This window comes from Janthinobacterium glycogeni (assembly GCF_051380725.1).
Taxonomy (GTDB): Bacteria; Pseudomonadota; Gammaproteobacteria; order Burkholderiales; family Burkholderiaceae_D; genus Janthinobacterium.
Window position 1 is genome coordinate 119,878 of record NZ_JBNYXP010000005.1, and the last position, 24,167, is coordinate 144,044.

General features: G+C 61.5%; 12 protein-coding genes. 7 read left to right on the plus strand and 5 right to left on the minus strand.

Features of this window, described 5'->3' with window-relative positions; genetic code table 11:
• The first annotated feature begins 88 nt into the window (after positions 1 to 88).
• Complete coding sequence (gene corA, locus ACQ4W4_RS13560; protein ID WP_436542443.1) at positions 89 to 1,054, plus strand: magnesium/cobalt transporter CorA; 966 nt, start codon at positions 89 to 91, stop codon at positions 1,052 to 1,054.
• Between the two features lie 134 nt (positions 1,055 to 1,188).
• Positions 1,189 to 2,562, plus strand: coding sequence for an ATP-binding protein (locus tag ACQ4W4_RS13565; protein WP_436542444.1), 1,374 nt, complete (start codon positions 1,189 to 1,191; stop codon positions 2,560 to 2,562).
• Between the two features lie 8 nt (positions 2,563 to 2,570).
• Here ACQ4W4_RS13565 and ACQ4W4_RS13570 read toward each other — a convergent pair whose 3' ends face one another.
• A complete protein-coding gene (locus ACQ4W4_RS13570) occupies positions 2,571 to 4,199 on the minus strand; it encodes an NAD(P)/FAD-dependent oxidoreductase (RefSeq protein WP_436542445.1) in 1,629 nt (542 codons plus the stop codon).
• A 1,092-nt stretch (positions 4,200 to 5,291) separates the two neighbouring features.
• Between ACQ4W4_RS13570 and ACQ4W4_RS13575 the strand changes: the two genes are divergently transcribed.
• Positions 5,292 to 8,288 (plus strand): TonB-dependent receptor, encoded by a 2,997-nt coding sequence (locus ACQ4W4_RS13575; RefSeq protein ID WP_436542446.1) that lies wholly within the window; start codon positions 5,292 to 5,294, stop codon positions 8,286 to 8,288.
• 170 nt (positions 8,289 to 8,458) lie between these two features.
• Here ACQ4W4_RS13575 and ACQ4W4_RS13580 read toward each other — a convergent pair whose 3' ends face one another.
• Positions 8,459 to 9,184, minus strand: coding sequence for a 16S rRNA (uracil(1498)-N(3))-methyltransferase (locus ACQ4W4_RS13580; RefSeq protein ID WP_070312782.1), 726 nt, complete (start codon positions 9,182 to 9,184; stop codon positions 8,459 to 8,461).
• 531 nt (positions 9,185 to 9,715) lie between these two features.
• Between ACQ4W4_RS13580 and ACQ4W4_RS13585 the strand changes: the two genes are divergently transcribed.
• From ACQ4W4_RS13585 to gap, 3 genes are all read left to right on the plus strand, one after another.
• On the plus strand, positions 9,716 to 12,454 hold the full coding sequence (locus ACQ4W4_RS13585) for a TonB-dependent receptor (protein ID WP_436542447.1): 2,739 nt from the start codon (positions 9,716 to 9,718) through the stop codon (positions 12,452 to 12,454).
• Between the two features lie 243 nt (positions 12,455 to 12,697).
• Positions 12,698 to 14,695: a transketolase gene (gene tkt / locus ACQ4W4_RS13590; protein ID WP_436542448.1), complete on the plus strand. Its 1,998-nt coding sequence runs from the start codon at positions 12,698 to 12,700 to the stop codon at positions 14,693 to 14,695.
• A gap of 76 nt (positions 14,696 to 14,771) precedes the next feature.
• Positions 14,772 to 15,782, plus strand: a complete 1,011-nt coding sequence (gap, locus tag ACQ4W4_RS13595; protein ID WP_010395244.1) for a type I glyceraldehyde-3-phosphate dehydrogenase — start codon at positions 14,772 to 14,774, stop codon at positions 15,780 to 15,782.
• A 58-nt stretch (positions 15,783 to 15,840) separates the two neighbouring features.
• On the opposite strand, the gene ACQ4W4_RS13600 is transcribed toward gap, so the two are convergent.
• The 3 genes from ACQ4W4_RS13600 to glnE form a co-directional block, all read right to left on the minus strand.
• Positions 15,841 to 16,029 (minus strand): hypothetical protein, encoded by a 189-nt coding sequence (locus tag ACQ4W4_RS13600; protein WP_436542449.1) that lies wholly within the window; start codon positions 16,027 to 16,029, stop codon positions 15,841 to 15,843.
• A 138-nt stretch (positions 16,030 to 16,167) separates the two neighbouring features.
• Positions 16,168 to 16,944, minus strand: a complete 777-nt coding sequence (locus ACQ4W4_RS13605; protein WP_436542450.1) for a YoaK family protein — start codon at positions 16,942 to 16,944, stop codon at positions 16,168 to 16,170.
• A 13-nt stretch (positions 16,945 to 16,957) separates the two neighbouring features.
• Positions 16,958 to 19,711: a bifunctional [glutamate--ammonia ligase]-adenylyl-L-tyrosine phosphorylase/[glutamate--ammonia-ligase] adenylyltransferase gene (glnE, locus tag ACQ4W4_RS13610; protein ID WP_436542451.1), complete on the minus strand. Its 2,754-nt coding sequence runs from the start codon at positions 19,709 to 19,711 to the stop codon at positions 16,958 to 16,960.
• Positions 19,712 to 19,969: 258 nt separating this feature from the next.
• Between glnE and ACQ4W4_RS13615 the strand changes: the two genes are divergently transcribed.
• Positions 19,970 to 24,139 (plus strand): YhdP family protein, encoded by a 4,170-nt coding sequence (locus ACQ4W4_RS13615; RefSeq protein WP_436542452.1) that lies wholly within the window; start codon positions 19,970 to 19,972, stop codon positions 24,137 to 24,139.
• Positions 24,140 to 24,167: the final 28 nt, after the last annotated feature.

Sequence of the window (24,167 nt, forward strand, 5' to 3'; positions counted from 1 at the left end):
CGCACGCCACAACACCCACAGCAGGCGATAAGGTAAGCTGACGCCTGCCGGACTGTTTCGTCCGGTCTTCATTTGATTGTGGAACTGTATGCTCATAAACTGCGTGGCCTACCAGGATGGCAAAAAACTGGCCGACTTGCCGATCGACGATATCAGCGATTACGTCGAGCGTCCCGACTGCTTCGTCTGGGTGGCCCTGCTCGACGCCACGCCGGCCGAACTGAAACAGATGCAGCACGAGTTTTGCCTGCACGAACTGGCGGTGGAAGACGCGCAGCGGGGGCACCAGCGCCCGAAGATCGAGGAATATGGCGATTCCCTGTTTGCCGTCGTGAAAACCGTGGAAATGGTCGAGAACGAACTAGTGCTGGGCGAAGTCGACATTTTCGTTGGCGCCAATTACGTGCTTTCGTCGCGCAGCAACAGCTCGCAAGGTTTCCTGGGCGTGCGCGCGCGTGCCGAGCGCGAACCGCACTTGCTGCGCCAGGGCTCGGCCTTCGTGCTGTACGCGCTGATGGACGCCGTCGTCGACCGTTACTTTCCCGTGCTCGACGCGCTCGAATCGGAGCTGGAACTGATCGAGGACCGCATCTTCGACCGTGGCACCGAGCGCGACAATATCGAACGGTTGTATCAATTGAAACGCAAGGTCATGGTCTTGCGCCACGTGGTGGCGCCCCTGATGGAAGCGGTGGGCAAGCTGCACGGCGGGCGGGTGCCGCCGCTGTGCCACGATACCCAGGAGTATTTCCGCGATGTGCACGACCATTTGGCGCGCATCAACGGCACGCTCGACACCATCCGCGACACCATCAGCACGGCCATCCAGGTGAATCTGTCGATGGTGGCCATCGACGAGAGCGAAGTGAACAAGCAGCTGGCGGCCTGGGCCGCCATCTTCGCCGTCTTCACGGCGTTTGCCGGCGTGTGGGGCATGAACTTCAAGTTCATGCCGGAACTGGACTGGCAATACGGCTATCCCGTGGCCGTGGGACTGATGAGCTGTGTCTGCGGTTATATGTATTACTTGTTCAAGCGTGCCGGCTGGCTATAAAAAATTCCTGTGTATCTGTACTATTAAACAATAGCCAGGGGTACAATCGCGGCAAGTCCCCTGACCCGAGCCTTTGCTGAGGATCGCCGCGCCGGCAGCTGTGCCTGCGCTTTCCGTGCTGCGCAGGAGCATTCATGAGTATTCCGTTGTTCGATGTGAATTCGCAAGAACCCCTGTTCGATCCCGAGCAGCGGCGCACCCTGGCGGAAGCGGCCCTGCGCTCGATCACCGCCTCGACGGCGCACGCCCGTGGCGACGACTTCCTGCGCATCCTCGTCAAGGACCTGGCCGAAGCGCTCGACGTGCACTATGTGATCGCCGGTCGGCTGGTGCGCATGGACGATGGCAGCGAAGGCATCCGCACCCTGGCGCTGTGGGGCGGCGACGGCTACCAGCCGAATATCGAATACAGCCTGCAGCACACGCCTTGCCAGGACGTGACCTGCCAGAGCATGTGTTTTCACGGCAGCGATATCCAGCGTCGCTTTCCACTCGATAGTCTCCTCGTCGACATGCATGCGGAAAGTTACGTCGGCATGCCGCTGATCGATACCGACGGCAAGACCCTGGGCATCCTGTCGGCCATCGACACGCGTCCCATCGATGAAAACAAACGCTTGCTGGCCTTGCTGCTGCTGTCGATCTTTTCGGCCCGCGGCGCGGCCGAGCTGCAGCACCAGGAGCGCACGCAGCAGCTGGAAGAAATCGTGCGCGTGCGCACCGAATCGCTGCTGGCGGCGCAGGCCAACCTGATCGAGCAAGAGCAGATGGCGGCCCTCGGCTCGCTGGTGGCGGGCGTGTCGCACGAGGTCAACACGCCCATCGGCGTGGCGCTGACGGCGGCGTCGAGCATGGGCAGCTATGCCGACCAGCTGGTGCAGCTGCTGGGCGGCGCCAAGGTCAGCCGCGCCGAACTGATCGACATTGCCGAATCCCTCAAAGGCGCGGCGGCATTGATCGAGCGCAACCTGGCGCGTGCCGCCGACCTGATCGGCAATTTCAAGCAGCTGGCCGTGGACCAGGTCAGCGAATACGTGGCGGACCTGGCGCTGCACGATTATGTGCACGGCCTGGTGTCGGCGCACAGCCCGGAACTGCGCAAGGCGGCGCTGGGCGTGGAACTCGATATCGCCCCGGATTGCCAGGTGCGCCTGGCGGCCGGCAAGCTGTCGCAAATCCTCTCGAACCTGCTGATGAACAGCGCCCGCCACGGCTATCCGCAGGGCGGCCCGGGGCGCATCACGATACGCGCGCGCATCGAGGCGGACGAGAATGACGCGGCTGCGCGCTGGCTGCTGCTCGAGTTTTCCGACGACGGCGTCGGCCTGGCGCCGGCCGTGCGCGAACACATGTTTGAACCATTTTTCACGACCAAACGTGGCCAGGGCGGCTCCGGCCTGGGCATGCACATCGTCTACACCATCGTGCAGCAACTGGGCGGCCAGGTGTGCGCCATCGACTGCACTCCCGGCTGTCACATACAGATCAGGCTGCCATTGGCCGCCTGAACGCTGGCTTAGCGCGCCGCCATCGACAGGGCCACCGCCTCGGCCACCTTGATGCCGTCGACGGCCGCCGACAGGATGCCGCCCGCATAGCCGGCGCCTTCGCCTGCGGGGAACAGGCCCCGCGTGTTCAGGCTTTGCAGGTCGTCGTCGCGGCGCTTGATGCGGATCGGCGACGAGGTGCGCGTTTCCACGCCCGTCAGCACGGCGTCGGCCTTGTAATAGCCCTTGATCTGCTTGTTGAATGCAGGAAACGCTTCGCGCAGGGCCGTGATCGCGTATTCGGGCAAGGAGGGCGCCAGGTCCGTCAGGTGCACGGCCGGCTTGTAGGATGGCACCACGCTGCCGAATTGCGTCGAGGCCCGGCCCGCCACGAAGTCGCCGACCAATTGTCCCGGGGCATCGTAGTTGCCGCCGCCCAGGGCAAACGCGCGCTCCTCCAGCTCGCGCTGCAGGGCGATGCCGGCCAGCGGGTCGCCCGGGTAATCGGCCGGCGTGATGCCGACGACGATGGCGCTGTTGGCGTTGCGCTCGTTGCGCGAATACTGGCTCATGCCGTTCGTCACCAGGCGGCCCGGTTCCGAGGCGGCCGCCACCACGGTGCCGCCCGGGCACATGCAGAAACTGTAGACGGAGCGGCCATTGCTGGCGTGGTGCACGAGTTTGTAGTCGGCCGCGCCCAGGATCGGGTGGCCGGCGCTGGGGCCGAAGCGGCAACTGTCGATCAACGATTGCGGGTGTTCCACGCGGAAACCGATCGAGAACGGTTTCGCTTCGATGTACACGCCGCGGCGGTGCAGCATCTCAAAGGTGTCGCGCGCGCTGTGTCCGATGGCCAGCACGACGTGGTTGCTGGCGATGGTTTCGCCATTGTCCAGCACCACGCCGCGCACCTGGCCGCCGTCGCTGCCGGGCTCGATGTCGAGATCGACCACTTTACTGCTGAAGCGGTATTCGCCGCCCAGCTGTTCGATATTGGCGCGCATTTCTTCCACCATCTTGACCAGGCGGAAAGTGCCGATGTGCGGCTTGCTCACATACATGATTTCTTCGGGCGCGCCCGCCTTGACGAATTCCGTCAACACCTTGCGGCCGTAATGCTTGGGATCCTTGATCTGGCTGTACAGCTTGCCGTCCGAGAAGGTGCCGGCGCCGCCTTCGCCGAATTGCACGTTCGATTCCGGATTCAGCTCGCGCTTGCGCCAGAAGCCGAAGGTATCGACCGTGCGTTCGCGCACCTGCTTGCCCCGCTCCAGGATGAGGGGGCGCAAGCCCATCTGTGCCAGGATCAGCGCCACGAACAGGCCGCAGGGGCCTGTGCCGATGACGATGGGGCGTGGCTCATTGGTGTGGCCGGCCAGCTGTTCGCCGCCGGCGACGAATTTGTAGTCGGTGTCGGGCGCGGGCATCAGGTGGATATCGTGACCCAGGCGCGCCAGCACGGCCGCTTCGTTCTTGATCTCGACGTGCAGCGAGTAAATCAACACCACGGCACTGCGCTTGCGCGCGTCATAGCTGCGCTTGAAGACGGTAAAGCCGAGCAGCTCATCCGCGGCAATGCCGAGGCGCGCCAGAATGGCAGCGGGCAGTGCCGTTTCGTCGTGTTCGAGGGGGAGTTTTACTTCGTTGAGTCGCAACATGGTGTGTATTTTTAAAAATTGCCGGGCTCCGTATCTAGCGGAGAGTGTGTGGTGCCGCGTGACGGCATCCGGGCGCTATTTTACCTCCACATCGTTCACTGCTTCGTTTACCCGGACTTTTTTTTGGGGCGGTAACGGGCGACAGTGCCGTCTGTTCGCCTGGTCGCCACCGTGCCGTGGCGCGGTATGGCGGCGTTTCCTGCCTGCTACAAACTGGTGCAAATCGGCGCGTCGCTGGTGCATCCGCCGCCCCTTGTTGGGGCGCGCAAATCGGGGCCATATTTTCCAGGTAATTTGTGTTGCTTTTTTGTTGTTGCCGCTTGATTTTGTTGACGCCTTGCCATTGCGTGTGATTTGATAGTGTTTTGTTTCTTGCAGGTGCAATTCTGTATCTTTGCTTCGCACGCATTGAAGGAAATCAGTAGCGCTGTCTCTGGCCGCTGTCGCTCCCTCTATGGAGTGCGGGATTTTATTTTGAGATGATGGCGAGGAATTTCTTTTTATATGGAATTGTTCTGAAAAAATCTGATTGATTTATTGCGAGATGGATGTGCAATATATTCGGCCTCGTTCCGTAAAATAATTTCGTCTTGCGCGTCATTTATTTTGCGGACTTTTTATATTCATCTTTTTTAGAAACAACTCTTCCTGCAGCATTCTGATTCAATTGGTGCAAAGCCACTGTTTGCAGGCATTCCAAGTAAATTTGATTATCGTCCGCGAGTGTTTTCATTCAGCCTGGATGCGCTTCTGCTCGCCTATTTTTTGTATAAATTGAAGTGTTGCGCCAACAGAACAGTTTTTCTAATTTTATTGACCAGCCCGTTTCAATATGTTCCGATGTGTCATTCTGTTTATTTTGCGTATGCAAAGTGGATCGAGAGGATGCCTTGTATGAAGGGATTACAAGGTGATGAGAGTAAAAAGCGTTCAAAAACGCATAAGTGTGAGTGATAAACTCCTTTACCAAAGCAGTAATACTGCGCTCATAAATAAATAGGGAATGACATGTTGAAAAAAACTGTAATAGCACGTGCATTAACGATCGCTTTCAGCGCATCGGTATTGAGCGCTGCAATTGTTCCAGCGGTAATGGCACAGTCGAATGCCACGGGTAATATCATCGGCAAGATCGCGCCGGATGCCAGCGCATCGGTGCAGATCGTCGGTGCTGACAATGGCTTCAAACGGACCATTTCGCCCGATGCAAGCGGTACTTTCCGCATCACCTCCCTGCCAGTTGGCAACTACAAGGTGACCTTGCTGAAAGGCTCTTCCGTCGTCAGCACGCAGGATGTGGAAGTGCGCATCGGCCAGGAAAGCGAAGTGGCGCTGCAGCAAGTGCAAACCGTGAACGTAACGAGCCGCCGCCGCGCGATCGATGTCACCAGTTCCAACTCCGGTTCTTCCTTCAATTCGCGCGAACTGGCTACCCTGCCACTGGCGCCTACGGTTGCCAACATCGTGCAACTGGCCGGCGGCACCACGCGCGCCGACTCGCGCTACGGCAACAACGCCGCCAGCTTCGGCGGCTCCAGCGCGTCGGAAAATGCGGCGTACATCAACGGTTTCCCTGTTACCAACAGCCTGTACCAGGTGGGTTACTCTTCGCTGCCATTCGGTTCGATCGCCGAAGCGCAAATCATCACCGGCGGCTACGGCGCCGAATTCGGCCGTTCGACGGGCGGCGTGGTCAACATCACCACCAAGAGCGGTACCAATAACTGGGAATTCGGCGCCGGCTTTACCTACGCGCCTGATTCGCTGCGCGGCAAAGCCAAGAACATCATGTTCCCGAATACGGGCGCCAATCCCAAGACGGATGGCAAGATCTACAACTACCGCGAAGGCGACAAGCTGACCGAGAAGGTCTACAACGCCTATGTCAGCGGCCCGCTGATCAAGGACAAGCTGTTCATCTATCTGGGTGGTGAATTTACCAAGATGGACCGCGAAACGGCGCGTCTGGCATCGACCAGCACGGTGAATAACCAGACTGGCTGGCTGGTACAGAAATCCGACGTACCGCGCTATATCGCCAAGATCGACTGGAATATCACCGACAACAACCGTCTCGAATACACGCATATTTCGGACGAGTCGAATGTCAACGATCAATACTACGGCTTCAACTACGACACCAAGCAGCGCGGCTACGTGCAGAACGGCGGCGCCCGATTCAAGAACTATTCGGCAGGCGTGCTGTTCCTCAATGCCACCGGCGCTGCGCTGGCGGCAGCCCAGGGTTCCAATATCGACATCCTCAAGCTGACCAGCTATGTGACCGACGATCTGACCGTGCAGGCTCTGATCGGCCAGGCCAAGACAGAGCGCGAACAAAATCCGTTCGGCTACATTCCAGGCTTGCGTCCTGTCGTTGCCTCCCCGGACAACCAGGTGCCAGGCGTGAATTACCAGCCTAGCCAAGTGCAAGGTTTCAGCTCGGCCCTGTTGCGCGACGGTGCGCAAGACACCAACCGCGGTTATCGCCTGGACCTGGAATACAAACTGGCCAAGCAGCATACGATACGCGGCGGTCTTGACCACAACAAGATCAATGCCCTGAACGGCACGGAAGCGGCCGGCGGCGGTACCTGGACTTACCTGAAAACCAATCCGAACACGGTATTGTCTGGCCACAATATGTCGCCGGCAGCTGGCGGCGGTTATGGCACACAAGGTTACTACGTGCGTGAAAACCTGCAGCGCGGCGGCTCCACCCCGACCGTCGAGCAGTCGGCGCAATATATCGAGGACCGCTATCAAGCCACCGAAAACCTGGTCGTGACCCTGGGCTTGCGCAATGAGTCGTTCAAGAATATGAACGGTATCGGCGAAACCTTCGTGGAACAGAAAAACATGCTGGCGCCGCGCCTGAATGCGGCCTGGAATGTATATGGCGACGGTTCCCTGAAAGTCTTCGGTACGGCTGGCCGCTATTTCATGCAATTGCCGGCCAACATGGCCGTGCGTTTTGCCGGCGCTTCGCTGAACACCGACCGCTTCTATACCTATACCGGCGTCAATCCAACCACGGGTGCACCGCTGGGCTTGAACCCGATCAGCAATGTCGTGTCGGCTAACAATGAATTTGGCCAGGAAAAACGCGCCAATGAATTGGCTGCGACCAACTTGAAGGCCCACTTCCAGGACGAGATCAACCTGGGCTTCGAGAAGGCGCTGACGCCTGATTTCAACGGCGGCATCAAGTTCACCTATCGCAAGCTGAAAAACACGATCGATGACTACTCGGATCCACGCGCTATTTCCGCCAAGCTGACGGGCGCTGAGAAAGAGTACTTCGACGACCATGGCTGGAACGGCGCCCTGTTTAATCCAGGCAAGGACAACACCTTCATGATCCCGGTGGGACCAAACGGTGCACAGCGCGCGGTGACGATTACGGCTGCCGATGCCGGCTTCCCGGAAAAAGCCAAGCGTACCTACACGGCGCTGGAATTCATGCTTGAACATCCGATGCGCAATGGCTGGTACGGCAAGATGAACTACACTTGGTCGCGCAGCGAAGGCAACCAGGAAGGCCAGACCAAGTCGGATAACGGCCAGGCCGACGTGGGCTTCAGCTCGGGATGGGACTTCCCTGAGACGATGATCAACGGCAGCGGATTGTTGCCGAACAATCGTACGCACCAGTTGAAAACCTACGGCTACTATGAGTTCACGAGCCAGTTCGGCGTCGGCGGCAACTTGCTGGTGGCGACGGGCCGTCCAATGTCGCGTACCTGCAATATCCCGGCGTCCATGGATCAACAGGGCTTGGGCTTGTCGCAGTACGGTTCGATCTTCTTCCTGTGCCCAACCGGCCCGAACGGCCGCGGCGCTTACGGCACGCTGCCAACGGAAATGCGCCTGGACTTGAACTTCATCTACAAGCCAGAGCAAATCAAAGGCATCGTGCTGAAAGTCGACGTGCTGAACGCGACCAACCGTCAAGTGGCGCAATCGATCGACGAGGCTTACAACACCAGCGCCGCTGGTACTGCCGTCAGCCCTACCGCCGGCATGGTTAACGCCTATTCGAACCCGCGCACCGTGCGCTTGTCGGCCCAGTACAGCCACAAGTTCTGATGTGATTCCCTCCTTGCCGGTTGACAGTCGTCAGCCGGAGGCGGCGGGGATGCGCGGACGGATATAGCAAAGGCATAATCAGTCATGCCAATAAAATGCCCCGCAAGCTGCAAAGCTTGCGGGGCATTTATTTTGGCGGCACGCTCGGTGCCCGGTCGTCGTACGCTGGCTTACATGCCGCCCCACAAGGCGCCCAAGGTGGCCAGCGCCGTCAGGCCCGCCGTTTCCGTGCGCAGGATGCGCGGCCCCATAGCCAGGCCGATGGCGCCGGCGGCCAGGGCCGCCTTTTCTTCCGCTTCCGAAAATCCCCCTTCCGGCCCCACCATCACGGTGATCGCCTGCGGCGGCTGATGACGCGCCCAGTCGGCCAGCGACTGCTCCGCACGCGGCGTCAGGATGATGCGTTTATGTAAATCTTGCTGGCTGCTCCAGCTATTAAAATCCTGCAATGGCGCTAGCTGCGCCAGGCGGTTGCGCCCGCATTGTTCCGATGCGGACACGATGATCGCTTGCCAATGGGCCAGTTTTTTCTCCGCCCGCTCGGCGGACAGGCGCACGACGCAGCGTTGCGCCGCCAGCGGCACGATGCCGGCCGCGCCCAGTTCGATGGCTTTCTCGATGATCCAGTCCATTTTGGATGCTTCCGGCAGCGCTTGTGCCAGGGTCACGGCGTAGGGCAGTTCCGCTTCGCGCGCCGTGTGCGACTTCAGTTCGGCGCTGGCGCGTTTTTTCTCGACGTTGCACAAGACCGCCGTGTACTCGCCGCCCTCGCCGTTGAAGACGGTGATGGCCTCGCCCGGCATAAGGCGCACCACATGGACATGGTGGGCGACGGCGTCGGGCAGAGCGATGGTGGCGCCAATGGCGAGTGGCTGGGGACAGAAAAAACGCGGCATGCAACATCCTGGCGGAGAGAAACAATGGGAGGTGCCGCGCCGCGCGCGGGTGGGGCGCGCGCAGCTGCGACTCGAGGGTGCAATTTTAGTGCCGCTGCGCGCGGCCGGGTGAAATTCTTGCCGCCAGGCCTGCGCGCGGCGCATCCGGGGCGGGAAATTACGTGGAGATAACAAGCTGACTAAAACGAAATGTTGTTTTTTGACTTCATGAATCATTGCATTATTGACAGTGATACTTTTAGCGTGGTTTGATGACTATACAAGTTGTATTGAACGACATCAATTGTTTCCAGCAATGTCGTCCGTGATGTGATTCGGTATGGTATGGGGAGACGCCGCGCGTTTCAATGCCTGGACTTATGACCCTGGGTGCGTTGCGGTCAGCTTAAATTGGTTGGAAAAGTATGACACTGTAGCTGCAGCGGGAGGGGCCTTGCAGTGTTTCGCAAGACCATGAGAGATTTAAGTGATTATAAAAATACAAACTAATCGCTTATAAGTGATATCAGGGATCATGAAAAGGAATAAGTTATGATGTTTCGCGAGAAAAAGAGTGTGCAGGTGGTGAGATTGGCGTTGGCCGCGTTCGCTGGCGTCGCAACGATGAGCGTGCATGCGCAGGACGCGATCGATGCGCCGGTGCCTAAGGTGCAGCGCGTCGAAATCACCGGTTCGAGTATCAAACGCATCGAAGCCGAAGGTATTTCCCCGATCACCGTGATGACGCGCGAATCGATTGCCCGTTCGGGCGCGACGTCGGTGCTGGATCTGATGCGCAACCTGACTTCTGCGGGCGGTAACGGCGGTGAGCTGGCGACGTCGAGTTCCTTCCGAAACGGCGCCACCAGCGTCTCGCTGCGCGGCCTGCCGACCCTCATCCTGTTGAACGGCTATCGCCTGCCGGCATCCGGTTCGGACGAGTACAGCGGCCAGACCTCGGTCGATCTGAATGCCATTCCGCTGTCGGCCATCGAGCGCATCGATGTGCTCAAGGACGGCGCCTCGGCCATTTACGGCACCGATGCCGTCGGCGGCGTCATCAACTTCATCCTGCGCAAGGATTACCAGGGCTTGACCCTCGACGCTAGCACTGGTTCGACCACCTATGGCGACGGGCAAAACCATAAGGTATCCGTGTCCGGCGGTTTCGGCGACCGTGATGCACAGAAATTCAACGTGACTTATTCGGCTTCGTACGAAAAAACCAAGGCCATCCACGGCGTCGACCGCGATTGGGCGAACAGTACCGATTTCACCGGCCACAAGGGCGGCCTGTATCAGGGTGGCGTGTACGGCGCCAAGGGCCGCGATCCCGGCACCATATCGCTGGGCGGTTCGCAACGCATGCCCGATCCGGAGTGCGACGCGGCCCACAGCAAGCCCTATCCGGATGCGCCGGAATGGGTGGCTGCGCCGAATCGCAGCTCCTGCCTGTATTCCGCCGCTGAGTCGATAGACCTGGTGCGTCCGTCCACACGCTACGGCGGGGCGGTCACGGCGAACTGGGATTTGACGCCGGATGTGTCGTTGTTCGCCAATCTGTTTTACAACCACTTCGACACGCGCATCCAAGGCTCGCCGGCCTGGATCCAAAATGCCGACCGCTCCGGCGTGCTGCGTGTGGCTGCGAACAACCCCTTCAATACCTACGGCGTGCCGGTCAATATCCGCCGCCTCTTCCCTGCCGCCGAGGGTGGTACGGGCACCAATGTTGACACCACCTGGCTGGTCGGCGGCGCCACCGGCCGCGCAGCCAACTGGGATTGGACCGTGTCTGTGGGCCACAGCCAAGAGAAGGGCGAAACGCGCGTGTACGGCTCCTTCATGCACGATAAATTGCAGAGTTACCTGGCGCAGGGCAAGTTCAACCCCTTCGGCGGCAACCATAATTCGGAGCAGATCATCAACGAACTGGCGGCCGACCAGTACACCAAGACCAAGTCCTCGACGGACTTTGCTAAGGTGACGGCTTCCAGCGAATTTGGCCAACTGCCCGGCGGCAAGATCGGTGTGGCCGTCGGTGCCGAGTACAAGCGCGAGAAGCTCAGCTACGATCCGTCGCAGGCTTGGCGCGATGGCGCGATCGGCATCTATTCAACCCTGCGCGGCATCGACGGCTCTGAGTCGCTCGGCGCCGTGTTCGGCGAGTTGGCCCTGCCGCTGCTGAAAAACCTGGAAGCGCAGGCGGCAGTCCGCTATGATCGCTACCAGTTGGCTGGCGGTACCACCAATCCGAAGCTTGGCCTGCGCTGGACCGCCTTGCCGAACTTGATGTTCCGCACCAGCTACAGCACCGGTTTCCGCGCGCCGACGCTGTCGCAGCGCTTTAACGAAGGCCGCGGCGGTTTCGTCGCGACCAAGGATCCGAAGCGTTGCATCGTGGGTGACTCGTATTTTGACACCGCTTGCAGCGGTTCGGCGCTGTCTCTGCTGTCCGGCACGAAGGATTTGAAGCCCGAAAAATCGAAGCAGTTCAACCTGGGCGTAGTCGCCGAACCGATCAAGAACCTGACGCTGGGTTTAACTTACTGGAATATCAAATGGAACGATCGGGTCGAGAATCTTGACAACGAAACCGTGTTGGCGGGCGAGGATGGTCAGTACAAGGACGCTGTCACACGCTACGCCGTGACGGCGGAAGACCAGGAGAGGTATAACGCGCTGAGCGCCGCCCAGCGCGCGACGCTGGGTCCGTTGGTAGGTCGCCTGAAGCAGCTGCAGGTTGGTCTGATCAACCGCAGCAAGGTCACCACCGACGGTCTGGATGTCGAAGCGTCGTACACGTTGCGCACGGCCGAGATGGGACGTTTCAAGGTGTTCGGCGAGGCGAGCTACACACTGTCCTACGACCGCGCGCTGCTGCCTGACGATCCGGCGATCAATTGCGCCAACAACACGGCCTGCGAGGCCGGTGAATACGGCTATCCTAAGCTGCTGGCCAAGCTGGGCGTCAACTGGGACCGCGGTGCTTGGGCGGCGACGACGAGCGCCAACTTCACCTCGCATTACCATGTGGACCGGACACCGTCGGCGACGATCAACCTTTACTACGACGAGTACGCGAACGGCCTGATGATCCCGAGCGCGACCCTGGTTGACGCCTCGCTGTCCTACAGCGGCTTCAAGAACCTGGTGCTGCGCGGTGGCGTCAATAACGTGTTCGACCGTGCGCCGGCGTTCGATCCATCGTCGAACATCGGCTACGACACCGCCTACGGCAATCCGCGTGGCCGCTACATCTACATGTCGGCGTCGTACTCCTTCAAATGACGTGAGGATAGACTGACGGGTGGGGCGGGCCGATTTGCGGCGCGCTCCGCAGCGGCGTAAGTCGCGAAAAACCGGGCCTGGCCCGGTTTTTTTTCGTCCCTGCCGGGCGCAAGGGGCACAACCTGCGGCGGCGGCGTTGCGCGGTTTGATTTTTCCCCTTGTTGGTCTGGTAAAATACATAGCTCTGACTGCGCCCAGCTGCGCTGCAAACGAATTTAAACTCCGCGACTGACCCACACCATCATGACAACTACGCTCCCGACTACCAAAATGGCCAATGCGATCCGCGCACTGGCAATGGACGCTGTACAAAAGGCCAATTCCGGCCATCCAGGCATGCCGATGGGCATGGCCGAGATCGCAGTTGCCCTGTGGAGTGGTCACTATCGCCACAATCCCGCAAACCCGAAATGGCAAAACCGCGACCGTTTCCTGTTGTCGAACGGTCACGGCTCGATGCTGCACTACGCGCTGCTGCACCTGACCGGTTACGACCTGTCGATGGAGGACATCAAGGCCTTCCGCCAGATGCATTCGAAAACCCCGGGCCACCCGGAAGTCGATGTCACGCCAGGCGTGGAAACGACCACCGGCCCGCTGGGCCAGGGCATCGCCAATGCCGTCGGCATGGCCCTGTCGGAGCAATTGCTGGCCGCTGAATTCAACAAGCCTGGCTACGACATCGTCAACCACTACACCTACGCCTTCGTCGGTGATGGCTGCCTGATGGAAGGTATTTCGCACGAAGTGTGCGCGCTGGCCGGCACTCTGGGCCTGAACAAACTGATCGCCCTGTACGACGACAACGGCATTTCCATCGACGGCAAAGTCGAAGGCTGGTTCACGGACGACACCCCGGCCCGCTTCGAAGCGTACGGCTGGAACGTCATCCGCGCCGTCGACGGCCACGATGTCGCCGCCGTGGCTGCCGCCATCGCCGCCGCCAAGACCGCGTCGAAGCCAACCCTGATCTGCTGCAAGACCATCATCGGCAAGGGTTCGCCGAACCTGCAAGGCGGCGACAAGGTCCACGGCGCCGCGCTGGGCGACAAGGAAATCGCCGCCGTGCGCGAATACATCGGCTGGGATGCCGCACCATTTGAAATGCCGGCCGACGTGTACGCGGCCTGGGATGCCAAGAAACAAGGCGCCCTGCTGGAAGCGGACTGGAACGAGCGCTTTGCCGCCTACAGCCGCGAATTCCCGCAGCAAGCCGCTGAACTGAACCGCCGCATGCAGGGTGAATTGCCACAGGCATTCGAAGCGGCACTGAGCGCCGCCATCGCTTCCTGCGTGGAAAAGAAAGAAAACATCGCCACCCGCAAGGCCAGCCAGAACGCCATCCAGGCGCTGGCGTCGTCCCTGCCGGAATTCCTCGGCGGCTCGGCCGACCTGACCGGTTCGAATCTGACCAACTGGAAAGAGTGCGTGGCCGTGCGTTCGGGCCAGCCTGGCAACCACATCAACTACGGCGTGCGCGAATTCGGCATGAGCGCCATCATGAACGGCATCACCCTGCACGGCGGCTACATCCCGTTCGGCGCCACGTTCCTGACGTTCTCCGACTACAGCCGCAACGCGCTGCGCATGGCCGCCCTGATGAAACTGCGTTCGATCTTCGTGTTCACCCACGATTCGATCGGCCTGGGCGAAGACGGCCCGACGCACCAATCGGTCGAGCACGTCTCGTCGATGCGTCTGATCCCGAACCTGGACAACTGGCGTCCGTGCGACACAGTCGAGTCGGCCGCCGCCTGGGGCGCCGCCGTGCGCCGCAAGGATGGCCCGTCGACCCTGATCTTCTCGCGCCAGAACCTGCCGTACCAGGAGCGTAGCGCCGAACAGATCGAGAACATCTACCGCGGCGGCTATGTGCTGAACGACGTAGCCGACGCCAAGGCGATCCTGATCGCCACCGGTTCCGAAGTGGAACTGGCCGTCGCCGCCGCCAGCGCGCTGGCCTCGGAAGGCATCAATGTGCGCGTGGTGTCGATGCCGTCGACCGACGTGTACGACCGTCAGGACGCCGCCTACAAGGCCAGCGTGCTGACGAAAGGTGTGCCGCGCGTGGCCATCGAAGCGGGCGTGACCAGCTTCTGGTACAAATACGTGGGCCTGGAAGGCGCCGTGGTCGGTATCGACACGTTTGGCGAATCGGCGCCGGCCGGCGTGTTGTTCAAGCACTTCGGCTTCACGGTCGAGAACGTCGTCGCCAAGGTGAAAGCCGTTATCGCTGGCTAATATTGATTTTTAACGGTCCTGGCGAAGCACTCGCCGGGGGCGTGCATGTACCTTCTTTTTTAATCAGGAGCAGAGTATGACGATCAAAGTTGCAATCAATGGCTACGGCCGCATCGGCCGTAATGTGTTGCGCGCTTTCTACGAAGGCGGCAAGAAACAGGATATCCAGATCGTTGCCATCAACGACCTGGGCGATGCCAAATCGAACGCCCACCTGACCCGCTACGATACCGCGCACGGCAAGTTCCCGGGCACGGTCACCGTCGAAGGCGACAACATGATCGTCAATGGCGATCCGATCCGCGTATTCGCACAGCGCAACCCTGCTGAAATCCCATGGGGCGAGCTGGGCGTGGACGTCGTGCTGGAATGCACGGGCTTCTTCACCACCAAAGAGAAAGCTTCGGCTCACCTGAAGGGCGGCGCGAAAAAAGTCATCATCTCGGCACCAGGCGGCAAGGACGTCGATGCGACCGTCGTGTTTGGCGTGAACCACTCGGTGCTGAAATCGACCGACACCGTCATCTCGAACGCTTCGTGCACCACCAACTGCCTGGCACCGCTGGTCAAGCCATTGAACGACGCCATCGGCATCGAAACGGGCCTGATGACCACCGTGCACGCCTACACCAACGACCAGGTGCTGTCCGACGTGATGCATGAAGACCTGCGCCGCGCCCGTTCGGCCACCATGAGCATGATCCCGACCAAGACGGGCGCCGCTGCCGCCGTGGGCCTGGTCCTGCCTGAGCTGAATGGCAAGCTGGACGGTTTCGCCATCCGCGTGCCGACCATCAACGTGTCGCTGGTCGACCTGTCGTTCATCGCCAAGCGCGACACCACCGTGGAAGAAGTCAATGCGCTGATGAAGGCCGCTTCGGAAGGCGCACTGGAAGGCATCCTGACGTACCAGACCGAACCGCTGGTCTCGATCGACTTCAACCACAACCCGGCTTCGTCGAACTTCGATTCGACCCTGACCAAAGTGTCGGGCCGTCTGGTGAAAGTATCGTCGTGGTACGACAACGAGTGGGGTTTCTCGAACCGCATGCTCGACACCACCGTTGCACTGATGTCGGCCAAGTAATTTTTGACCGCATAAGAAAAAACGCCCTCCGGGGCGTTTTTTTTCGGCTGTTGCCGGTTTATTCCCTCGGTTCGCACTGGTTGCGCCACTGCTCGCACGACGCCTCGACGCCCTGGTAGCACATATTGAGGATGTAATCGCAGTTTTCCGACGGGACCCACGCGCGCACGGCGGCCGTGCTGGAGAACGAAGCTGCGGCGCCGACGGCGATGGCAAAGACAAACAGGGCTTTTTTAATGGAAATCATTTTTCTCGCTTTCAATGTTGGACAACGGCAGGGTGTCAAATCAAAAGGCCGCCGTGGCAGGCAGGATGGGCCCGCCGGGCGCAGAAAAATATTAGCATTAAAATCAGATAAATATTGCCATAAAGAAAAATATTTTTGTCAGCGTTGCGCGTGCAGGCGGCGCCGGTAGAAGCGCCACAGCAGGCGCAAGTCGCGCAGCACGGGCACGCCCGACAGCAGGGTCAGCACGCCGGCGAGCAGGATGGTGGCGGCAGGAAAGCCGATGTGCTTGAAGGCCAGTGCGCCGCTGACGCCGCCGATGAAGAAGCAGCTGATCAGCAGGCTGTGCGTTCGCAGCTTGCCGCGGTTGACCTTGACCATGCGGTCCGGCAGGTGGCGCCGGTTGTAATACGCCATCTTGCCCAGTTCGATACCGATATCGGTGGACAGGCCCGTCACGTGCGTGGTGCGGATGACGGCGCCCGAAATCTTGGTGATGATGGCGTTTTGCAAGCCCATCACAAAGCACAGCAGCAAGATGGTGACGGGGCCCAGCACGTCGGGCATGGCGGCCAGGTAATTGCCCGTCAAGCCGAACAGCAGCAGCAAGGCCGCTTCCAGCAGCAGGCTGGCGGCAAACTGGCTGTGCAGGCGCCGCCGCTTGCCCCAGTTCACCATGATGGCCGTCACGGCCGCGCCGCTGACGAAGGCCAGCCACGCGCCCAGCGCGGCCAGGGCCACCGTGATATTGCCCAGCGCCAAGTCATCGGCCATGCCCGAGACGATGCCCGTCATGTGCGAGGTATAGCCGCCGATGGCGAGAAAGCCGCCCGCATTCACGGCGCCGGCCACCAGCGCCAGCACGCAGCCCAGCTGCAGGTTGGCTTGCGTATCGCGCGCCGATCCGCTCAGGCGGGACAGGTAATGAAGTGGCATGTCCGGGCCGGCCTCAGGCAGCGGCGCCGAAGATGGCTTGCCACAGGCGCATCACATTCTCCGCATGCACGCGCACGCGCTCCGGTTCCACGCGGGCCAGGTCTTGCCCTTGCAGGCGCAGCTGATGCTGCAGCTTGCGCAGCGCGCGGTAGGCATCGGCGACCAGGCCGGCCAGCTGGGCGTCGATCAGTCCCAGCTCGCCGCACAGGCGCAGCAGGGCGATATTGCCCGAATTGGCCGTCAGCTGCGGGTATTGCGCCGCGTGCTGCAGTACCAGATATTGCACCATGAATTCGATGTCGATCATGCCGCCCGGATCCTGTTTCAGATCAAAGCTGCCGGGACGGGGAGGGTGGGCATCGAGCATCTTCTTGCGCATGGCCACCACTTCGCCCTTGAGCGGGCCGTTTTCCGGGCGTTCCTTGCGCAGGATTGAGTCGCGGATGCGTTCGAAATGCTTGCCGATGCTGACGTCGCCCGCGCAAAAGCGCGCACGCGTGAGCGCCTGGTGTTCCCACACCCAGGCCGCGCTGCCCTGGTAGCGCTCGAAGGCCTGCACGCTGGACACCAGCATGCCCGAGGCGCCGTCGGGGCGCAGGGCGATGTCGATGTCGAACAGGATGCCGGCCGACGTGTGCGAGGTCATCCAGGTAATGAAGCGCTGCGCGAGCTTGGCGTACAGGCCGGGCGCGTCCTGGTCGTCGTCATCGAAGAGGAAGATGACGTCGAGGTCGGAGACATAACCCAGTTCCTTGCCGCCCAGCTTGCCATACGCGATGACGGCGAATTTCGGCACCTCGCGGTGGCGCGTGGGCAAGGTCTGCCACACGGCTTGCACGGTGGCGGCGACGATGATGTCGGCCAGCTGCGACAGGTAGTCGGCCAGCTTTTCCACGCTGAGGTCGCCCGCCAGGTCTTGCGCCAGGCACTGGAACAGCTGTGCGTGGTGCATTTCACGCAAGATATCCATCTGCCGCTCCGTGTCGCCGGGCGCGTCGTCGAGCTGGCGCTGCAGGTCCAGCGCCAGCGCGGCCGGATCGGGCACCGTGTTGCGGATGCGTTCGTCCAACAGTTCATCGAGCAAGATAGGGTGTTGCGTGAGGAAGGTGGCGGCCCAGCCGCTGGCGCACACCATGCGCACCACGCGTTCCAGCGTGTGCGGGTACTCTGTCAACAATGACAGATAAGCCGATCGCCGCGCGATGGCTTCCAGGAAATCGAGCAGCCGGCCCAGGGTGGCCAGCTGGCTGGCGTTACCGTTGGACACGGAGCAATCGGTGATCAGGGGCAAGGCCGAATTGACGAGGGCCACCAAACGCGTGCGGCTCGCCTCGGGCAGGGATTGCAAACGGGGCGCCTGCCACGTGGCCAGCAAACGGCGCGCGCAGGCTGCCGGCTCGTGGAAACCCATGGCGGCAAAGCGCGCTTCGATGGCTTCCTGCTGGTCGGATGCGGCGCAGTCGTTCGACGTCTGCGGGTCGATGCCCGTGTCGGCCGGCGGCGTGCCGCTGCTCTTGTCGCTGAACATTTCATCGAACTGGCCGGCGACAAACACGCGGTGCGCTTCCAGCCGGGCCAGCAGGGTGGACGTGTCGGGCAAGCCCATCATCTGCGCCACCACAAGGCGGTCGGCCTCGCTGGCGGGCAGGGTGTGGGTTTGCGCATCGTCCAGGTATTGCAGCCGGTGTTCGAGGTTGCGCAGGAACGTGTAGGAAGCGAGCAGTTGCTCCACGATGGCTGGCTCCAGTAACCCTTTTTCCGCCACCGTGCGCAGGGTGGCGCGCGTGGAGCGCTCGCGCAGCTCGGCGTCGCGCCCACCGCGTATCAATTGGAATACCTGGGCCAGGAATTCGATTTCGCGGATACCGCCACGGCCCAGCTTGACGTTGTTGCTGCGGTCCGGATGCAGCCGTTCCTGGCGGTTGACCTCGGCGCGGATCTGGCCGTGCATGGTGCGGATGGCGTCGATGACGCCGAAATCGAGGTAGCGGCGGAAGACGAAGGGCCGCACGATGGCGTCGAGCGCAGCGATATCGTCCGCCTTGCCCGTCACGGCGCGCGCCTTGACCCAGGCGTAGCGCTCCCATTCGCGTCCCTGCACGATCAGGTATTGCTCCACCATGCCCAGGCTGGCTGCCAGCGGACCCGAGTTGCCGTTCGGACGCAAGGCCATGTCCACGCGGAAGGTAAATCCGTCCTGCGTGATCTCGGCCAGGGCGGCGATCAGTTTCTTGCCCATGCGAATGAAAAACTCGTGATTCGACAGGCTGCGCTGGCCCGCTACGGTGACTTGCGTGTCGCCATCTTCCGGGTAGACAAAAATCAGGTCGATATCGGACGAGACGTTGAGTTCGCCGCCGCCCTGCTTGCCCATCGCCAGCACCATCAAGGCCTGTTCCTCGCCCGATTCCTCGCCGACAGGCATGCCGTGAAGGGCCACCATTTCGGCCATGATGGCGTCCACATGCGTGCGGATGGCAAAATCGGCAAAGCCCGTCATGGCCGTGACGACTTCATTCAAGTCCGCCTGGCCGCCAAGATCGCGCGCGATCAGGCCGCAGACGAGCAGATTGCGCAGGCGGCGCATGGCCCGCTCTGGCGGCAGCGGCGGCGTGGCGGCGTTCGATTGCTCGGCCAACGCGGCGGCAAAGTCGAGCCCGTCCAATGGTGCGCGCGCCAGTTGCGCTACCTGCGCGGCGCGCTCGGGGGCGGCGTCCAGCCAGCGCTGGTAGAAACGGGAGGCGGAGATCAAAGGCTGTGTGCTCATGGTATCGGTAGGGTCTCGTGGATGCTGCGTGCATGTTCTTGTTTAACTTGGCTGCGAACGGCGGGGGATGCGGTAAAATTGTGCCGCCGGCCCAATACCGCCGGTAGTGCGTGCTCTTCCGAACGATGGTAAGGGAGGCTTTGCTCAGACGCAAGCGCAAGGATGCAGGCGCGCACCACGAATGCAGACGATTTTTGCCATTATTTGACGCCGGGCCAGTTTATTAGCTTATTGATGCAAAAACCGCCAGAAGCAAACGTGACAGAGCATGTGCCCTTGGCCCTGCGCTGGCAGCGGCTGCGTGCCGCCTATCGCCTGGCCAACCTGGCTACCCACCATGTGCTGGGTTTTACCATCAAACTGGTGCTGCTCGCGTATTTCGCCTTCGCCGTGCTGTTTTTATTCCTGCGCTACGCGATCCTGCCGAATATCGATTATTACAAAGGCGATATCGAGCGGGCGGCCAGTCGCGCGCTGGGCAACCCTGTCAGCATCGCGCGTATTTATGCCTCCTGGCATGGCGTGCGGCCCAATCTCTTCTTCGGCGACGTGACCCTGCGCGACCAGGCGGGCCGCCAGGCGCTGAGCCTGCCGAGCATATCGGCCACCGTGTCGTGGTGGAGCGTGTTCGGTTCCGTGCGCTTCACCACCCTGGAAATCACGCGGCCCGACCTGGACGTACGGCGCAGCAAGGATGGCAAGCTGTATGTGGCCGGCGTGCTCGTCGACAGCAAGCAGGGCAGCGATGGCAAGGGCGCCGACTGGCTGCTGTCGCAGCATGACATCATCATTCGCGACGGCAAGGTGCGCTGGACCGATGAAGCGCGCGGCACACCGGAGCTGGCTTTATCCCAGGTCAATCTGCTGCTGCGCAACCGCTGGCGCAGCCACAGGCTGGGCTTGCAGGCCACGCCGCCCGCCAGGCTGGCCGCGCCCATCGATGTGCGCGCTCACTTCACGCATCCGCCTTTCAGCACGCGCATTTCCGATGTGTCGATGTGGAAGGGCGAGCTGTACGCCGACCTGAAAAACGCCGACCTGGCGGCCTGGCGCCGCTATCTCGATTATCCATTCGAACTGAGCCAGGGCAAGGGCGCGCTGCGCGCCTGGTTGAGCCTGGATCACGCGCGCCTGGCCGGCTTCACGGCCGATGTGGGCTTGACCGATGTGCAGGCGCAGCTGGGCGAGCACATCGCGCCGCTCGACCTGCTGTCGGTCAGCGGGCGCATTTCGGCCAAAGAAGAGCTGTCTGCGCAGGTGCCCGACGGCAAGCCCACCTTTGGCGCGAATGGCCATCAGGTGGAATTGACGAATTTCGCGGTGGAAACCCGCGATGGCCTCAGCCTGCCGCCCACGACCTTGTCCGAACGCTTTGTCGCCGCCACCAAACGCAGGCCGGCGCGCACGGAAATCACGGCCAAGTCGCTCGATTTGCAAACCCTGGCCGCGCTGGCCGACAAGCTGCCGCTGGGCGAGCAGCAGCGCCAGCGCCTCGACGCCCTGGCGCCGCGCGGGCGTTTGCAGGATTTTTCAGCGCAATGGGAAGGCGAGATGGCCACCCCCGCCAGCTACCGTTTGCGCGGCAAGCTCATCGACCTGGGCCTGAATGCGCAGCCGGCGCGCCTGGCCGTGGCGAAGACGGCGACCAGCCCCGCGCAGGCCGCCGCGCCCGCCATTCCCGGCTTCGATAAGCTCACCGGCAGCATCGACGCCAACGACAAGGGCGGCAGCATCGCAATCGATGCGCAGGACCTGGTGCTGCAATTGCCCACGTACTTGAGCGAACCGGCCTTGCCGTTCGAACAATTCGCCATGCAGGCGCGCTGGAAGTTTGAGGCGGACAATATGCTGCAAGTCGGGCTGGACAAACTCGATTTCAACCAGCAAGGCTTGCGCGTCGCCTTGCAGGGCACGCACCGGATGCCGCTCGACGGCAAGAACCTGGGGCAGGTCGATTTGACGGGCACGATCGACAATTTCCAGATCAACACCATCGGCCGCTACCTGCCGCTGCAAACGCCCGAGCATCTGCGTCACTGGCTGACGGGAGCGCTGGAAGGCGGCATGGCGCACGATGTCAGCCTGCGCCTGCGCGGCGAACTCGAACATTTCCCCTTCAAGGCCGACACGCCCGCCCAGCGCAATCGCGGCGACTTCCGCGTGGCCGGCAAGATCGAGAATGGCAAGCTGAACTATGCGCCCGGCGAATTTGCGGAAAGCGGTCCGCTGGCGGGCAAGGCGCCCCTGTGGCCGCAGGCGGAAAAGATCAAGGGCAGTTTTGTATTCGAGCGGGCGCGCATGGAAATTCGCGGCGACACGGCCACCACGGGCGGCGTGGCCTTGACGAATGTCAAAGCCGTGATCCCCGACCTCACCGTCTTCGACACCTTGCTCGACATTGAAGGCAATGCGGCCGGCCCGATGCAGGAATTCCTCAAGTACGTGACGGCCAGCCCCGTGCTGGGCTGGATCGAACATTTCACGGATGAAACAACGGCGACGGGCAACGCCAGGCTGGCCCTCAAACTGCACTTGCCGATCGAGCGCATGCTCGAGTCGACCGTGCAGGGCAGCTTGCAGCTGGCCGGCAATGACGTGGTGCTGTTCCACGATATGCCGCCCGTGCTGGGTACGCAGGGCAAGATCGAGTTCAATGAAAAGGGCGTCAACCTGAATGGCTTGAATGGCAGCTTGCTGGGCGGGCCGCTGGCCATCTCGGGCGGCACGCAGGCGGACAGCTCGATTCAGGTGAAAATCGCCGGCAACATGACCATCGATGGCTTGCGCAAGACCTATCCGGCGCCCGTGCTGCAGCGCCTGGCGAAACATTTGAATGGCGGCGCGCGCTACAACGGCTTGATCACGGCGCGCGACCACCAGGTGGTGGTCAATGTCGAGTCGCCGCTGACTGGCCTGGGCCTGGATTTCCCCGCTCCCCTGAAAAAGCCTGCCGGCGACAGCCTGCCCGTGAAATTCACCCTGACGGGCAATGCGGCCAACGGCGCAGGCCTGCGCACGGACGATATCCGCATTGCGCTCGGCTCCGGCATCGCTGCCCGCTACCAGCGCCAGAAGCAGGGCAAGGACGCCTGGCGCCTGGTGCGCGGCGGCATCGGCGTGAACGTGCAGGCGCCGGAACCCGATAGCGGCATGATGCTTAACGTCAACATGAAAACCCTGGACGTGGACAGCTGGATCGCCGCCGGCAGCGAGATCGCCGGCAGTGCCCCGGCGTCCGCCGACAGCGGCGCCGCCGACGATGCGCCCGATATCGCGCAATACGTGGTGCCGGACATGATGGCGGCCCGTGCCAGCGAACTGATGCTGGGCGAGCGCAAGCTGGAAAACGTCGTGGTCGGCGCCACGCATCAAAAGGATGTGTGGCAAGCCAATATCGACGCAAAACAAGTGTCGGGCTATGTGACGTGGCTGGAAACGCCGTCCGGCCTGGGCAAGATGACGGCGCGCCTGTCGTCGCTGATCATTCCGGAGTCGGCCGCCAACGACGTGAAGAATTTGCTGGAAGGAAAGAGTGGCGCCCAGTCGATCCCCTCGCTCGATATCGTTGCCGAGCAATTTGAACTGTTCAACAAGAAGATCGGCCGGCTGGAGCTGCAGGCCTATAACACCATGGCGGCGGGCGGGCGCGAGTGGCGCGTGGGTAAGCTGCAACTGTCGAACGCCGATGGCGCGCTGAGCGGCAGTGGCAAATGGGTCATCAAGGATGGACAAAGCACGACCAGCCTACGATTCGGCCTCGACATCGTCGATGCGGGCAAGCTGCTCGACCGCTTCGGCTTTGCCGACACGGTGCGCCGCGGCAAGGGTCGTCTGAGCGGCGATATCGCCTGGAATGGCTTGCCGTATTCGCTAGACATCCCCACCTTGTCGGGACAGATCGAGATGAAGGTGGAATCGGGCCAGTTCCTCAAACAGGACCCGGGCGCGGCCAAGCTGTTGGGCGTGCTCAGCCTGCAAGCCTTGCCCCGCCTGCTGAAACTCGATTTCCACGACGTATTTTCCGAAGGCCTGGCCTTTGACGGCATCACGGCCAACGCCAGCATCAAGCGCGGCGTGGTGACCACCGATAACCTCAAGATGCATGGCGTGGCGGCCACCGTGCTGATGGATGGCACGGCCGATATCGCCAATGAAACGACGAATTTGCACGTGGTGGTGATTCCCGAATTTAACCTGGGCACGGGCCCGCTCGTGTACGCGCTGGCCGTCAATCCCGTCATCGGCCTGGGCAGTTTCCTGGCGCAATTGTTCCTGCGCGCGCCCGTGATGAAGGCACTCACCTACCACATGCAGATCGCCGGCCCGTGGAAATCGCCCGTCGTGACCAAGCTCGATGGTGGTAAATTGGAACCTGTCGCCGCTCCTGCCGTTCCTGCCGCAGCGGCGGCGGAGGCCGTGGCGAAATAGGCGCGGTGTTCGAATGGAGAAGAGGTGG

Coding starts and splice junctions, on each gene's coding strand:
- corA (WP_436542443.1), top strand. CDS start 89: ATGCTCATAAACTGCGTGGCCTACCAGGATGGCAAAAAACTGGCCGAC.
- ACQ4W4_RS13565 (WP_436542444.1), top strand. CDS start 1,189: ATGAGTATTCCGTTGTTCGATGTGAATTCGCAAGAACCCCTGTTCGAT.
- ACQ4W4_RS13570 (WP_436542445.1), bottom strand. CDS start 4,199: ATGTTGCGACTCAACGAAGTAAAACTCCCCCTCGAACACGACGAAACG.
- ACQ4W4_RS13575 (WP_436542446.1), top strand. CDS start 5,292: ATGGCACAGTCGAATGCCACGGGTAATATCATCGGCAAGATCGCGCCG.
- ACQ4W4_RS13580 (WP_070312782.1), bottom strand. CDS start 9,184: ATGCCGCGTTTTTTCTGTCCCCAGCCACTCGCCATTGGCGCCACCATC.
- ACQ4W4_RS13585 (WP_436542447.1), top strand. CDS start 9,716: ATGATGTTTCGCGAGAAAAAGAGTGTGCAGGTGGTGAGATTGGCGTTG.
- tkt (WP_436542448.1), top strand. CDS start 12,698: ATGACAACTACGCTCCCGACTACCAAAATGGCCAATGCGATCCGCGCA.
- gap (WP_010395244.1), top strand. CDS start 14,772: ATGACGATCAAAGTTGCAATCAATGGCTACGGCCGCATCGGCCGTAAT.
- ACQ4W4_RS13600 (WP_436542449.1), bottom strand. CDS start 16,029: ATGATTTCCATTAAAAAAGCCCTGTTTGTCTTTGCCATCGCCGTCGGC.
- ACQ4W4_RS13605 (WP_436542450.1), bottom strand. CDS start 16,944: ATGCCACTTCATTACCTGTCCCGCCTGAGCGGATCGGCGCGCGATACG.
- glnE (WP_436542451.1), bottom strand. CDS start 19,711: ATGAGCACACAGCCTTTGATCTCCGCCTCCCGTTTCTACCAGCGCTGG.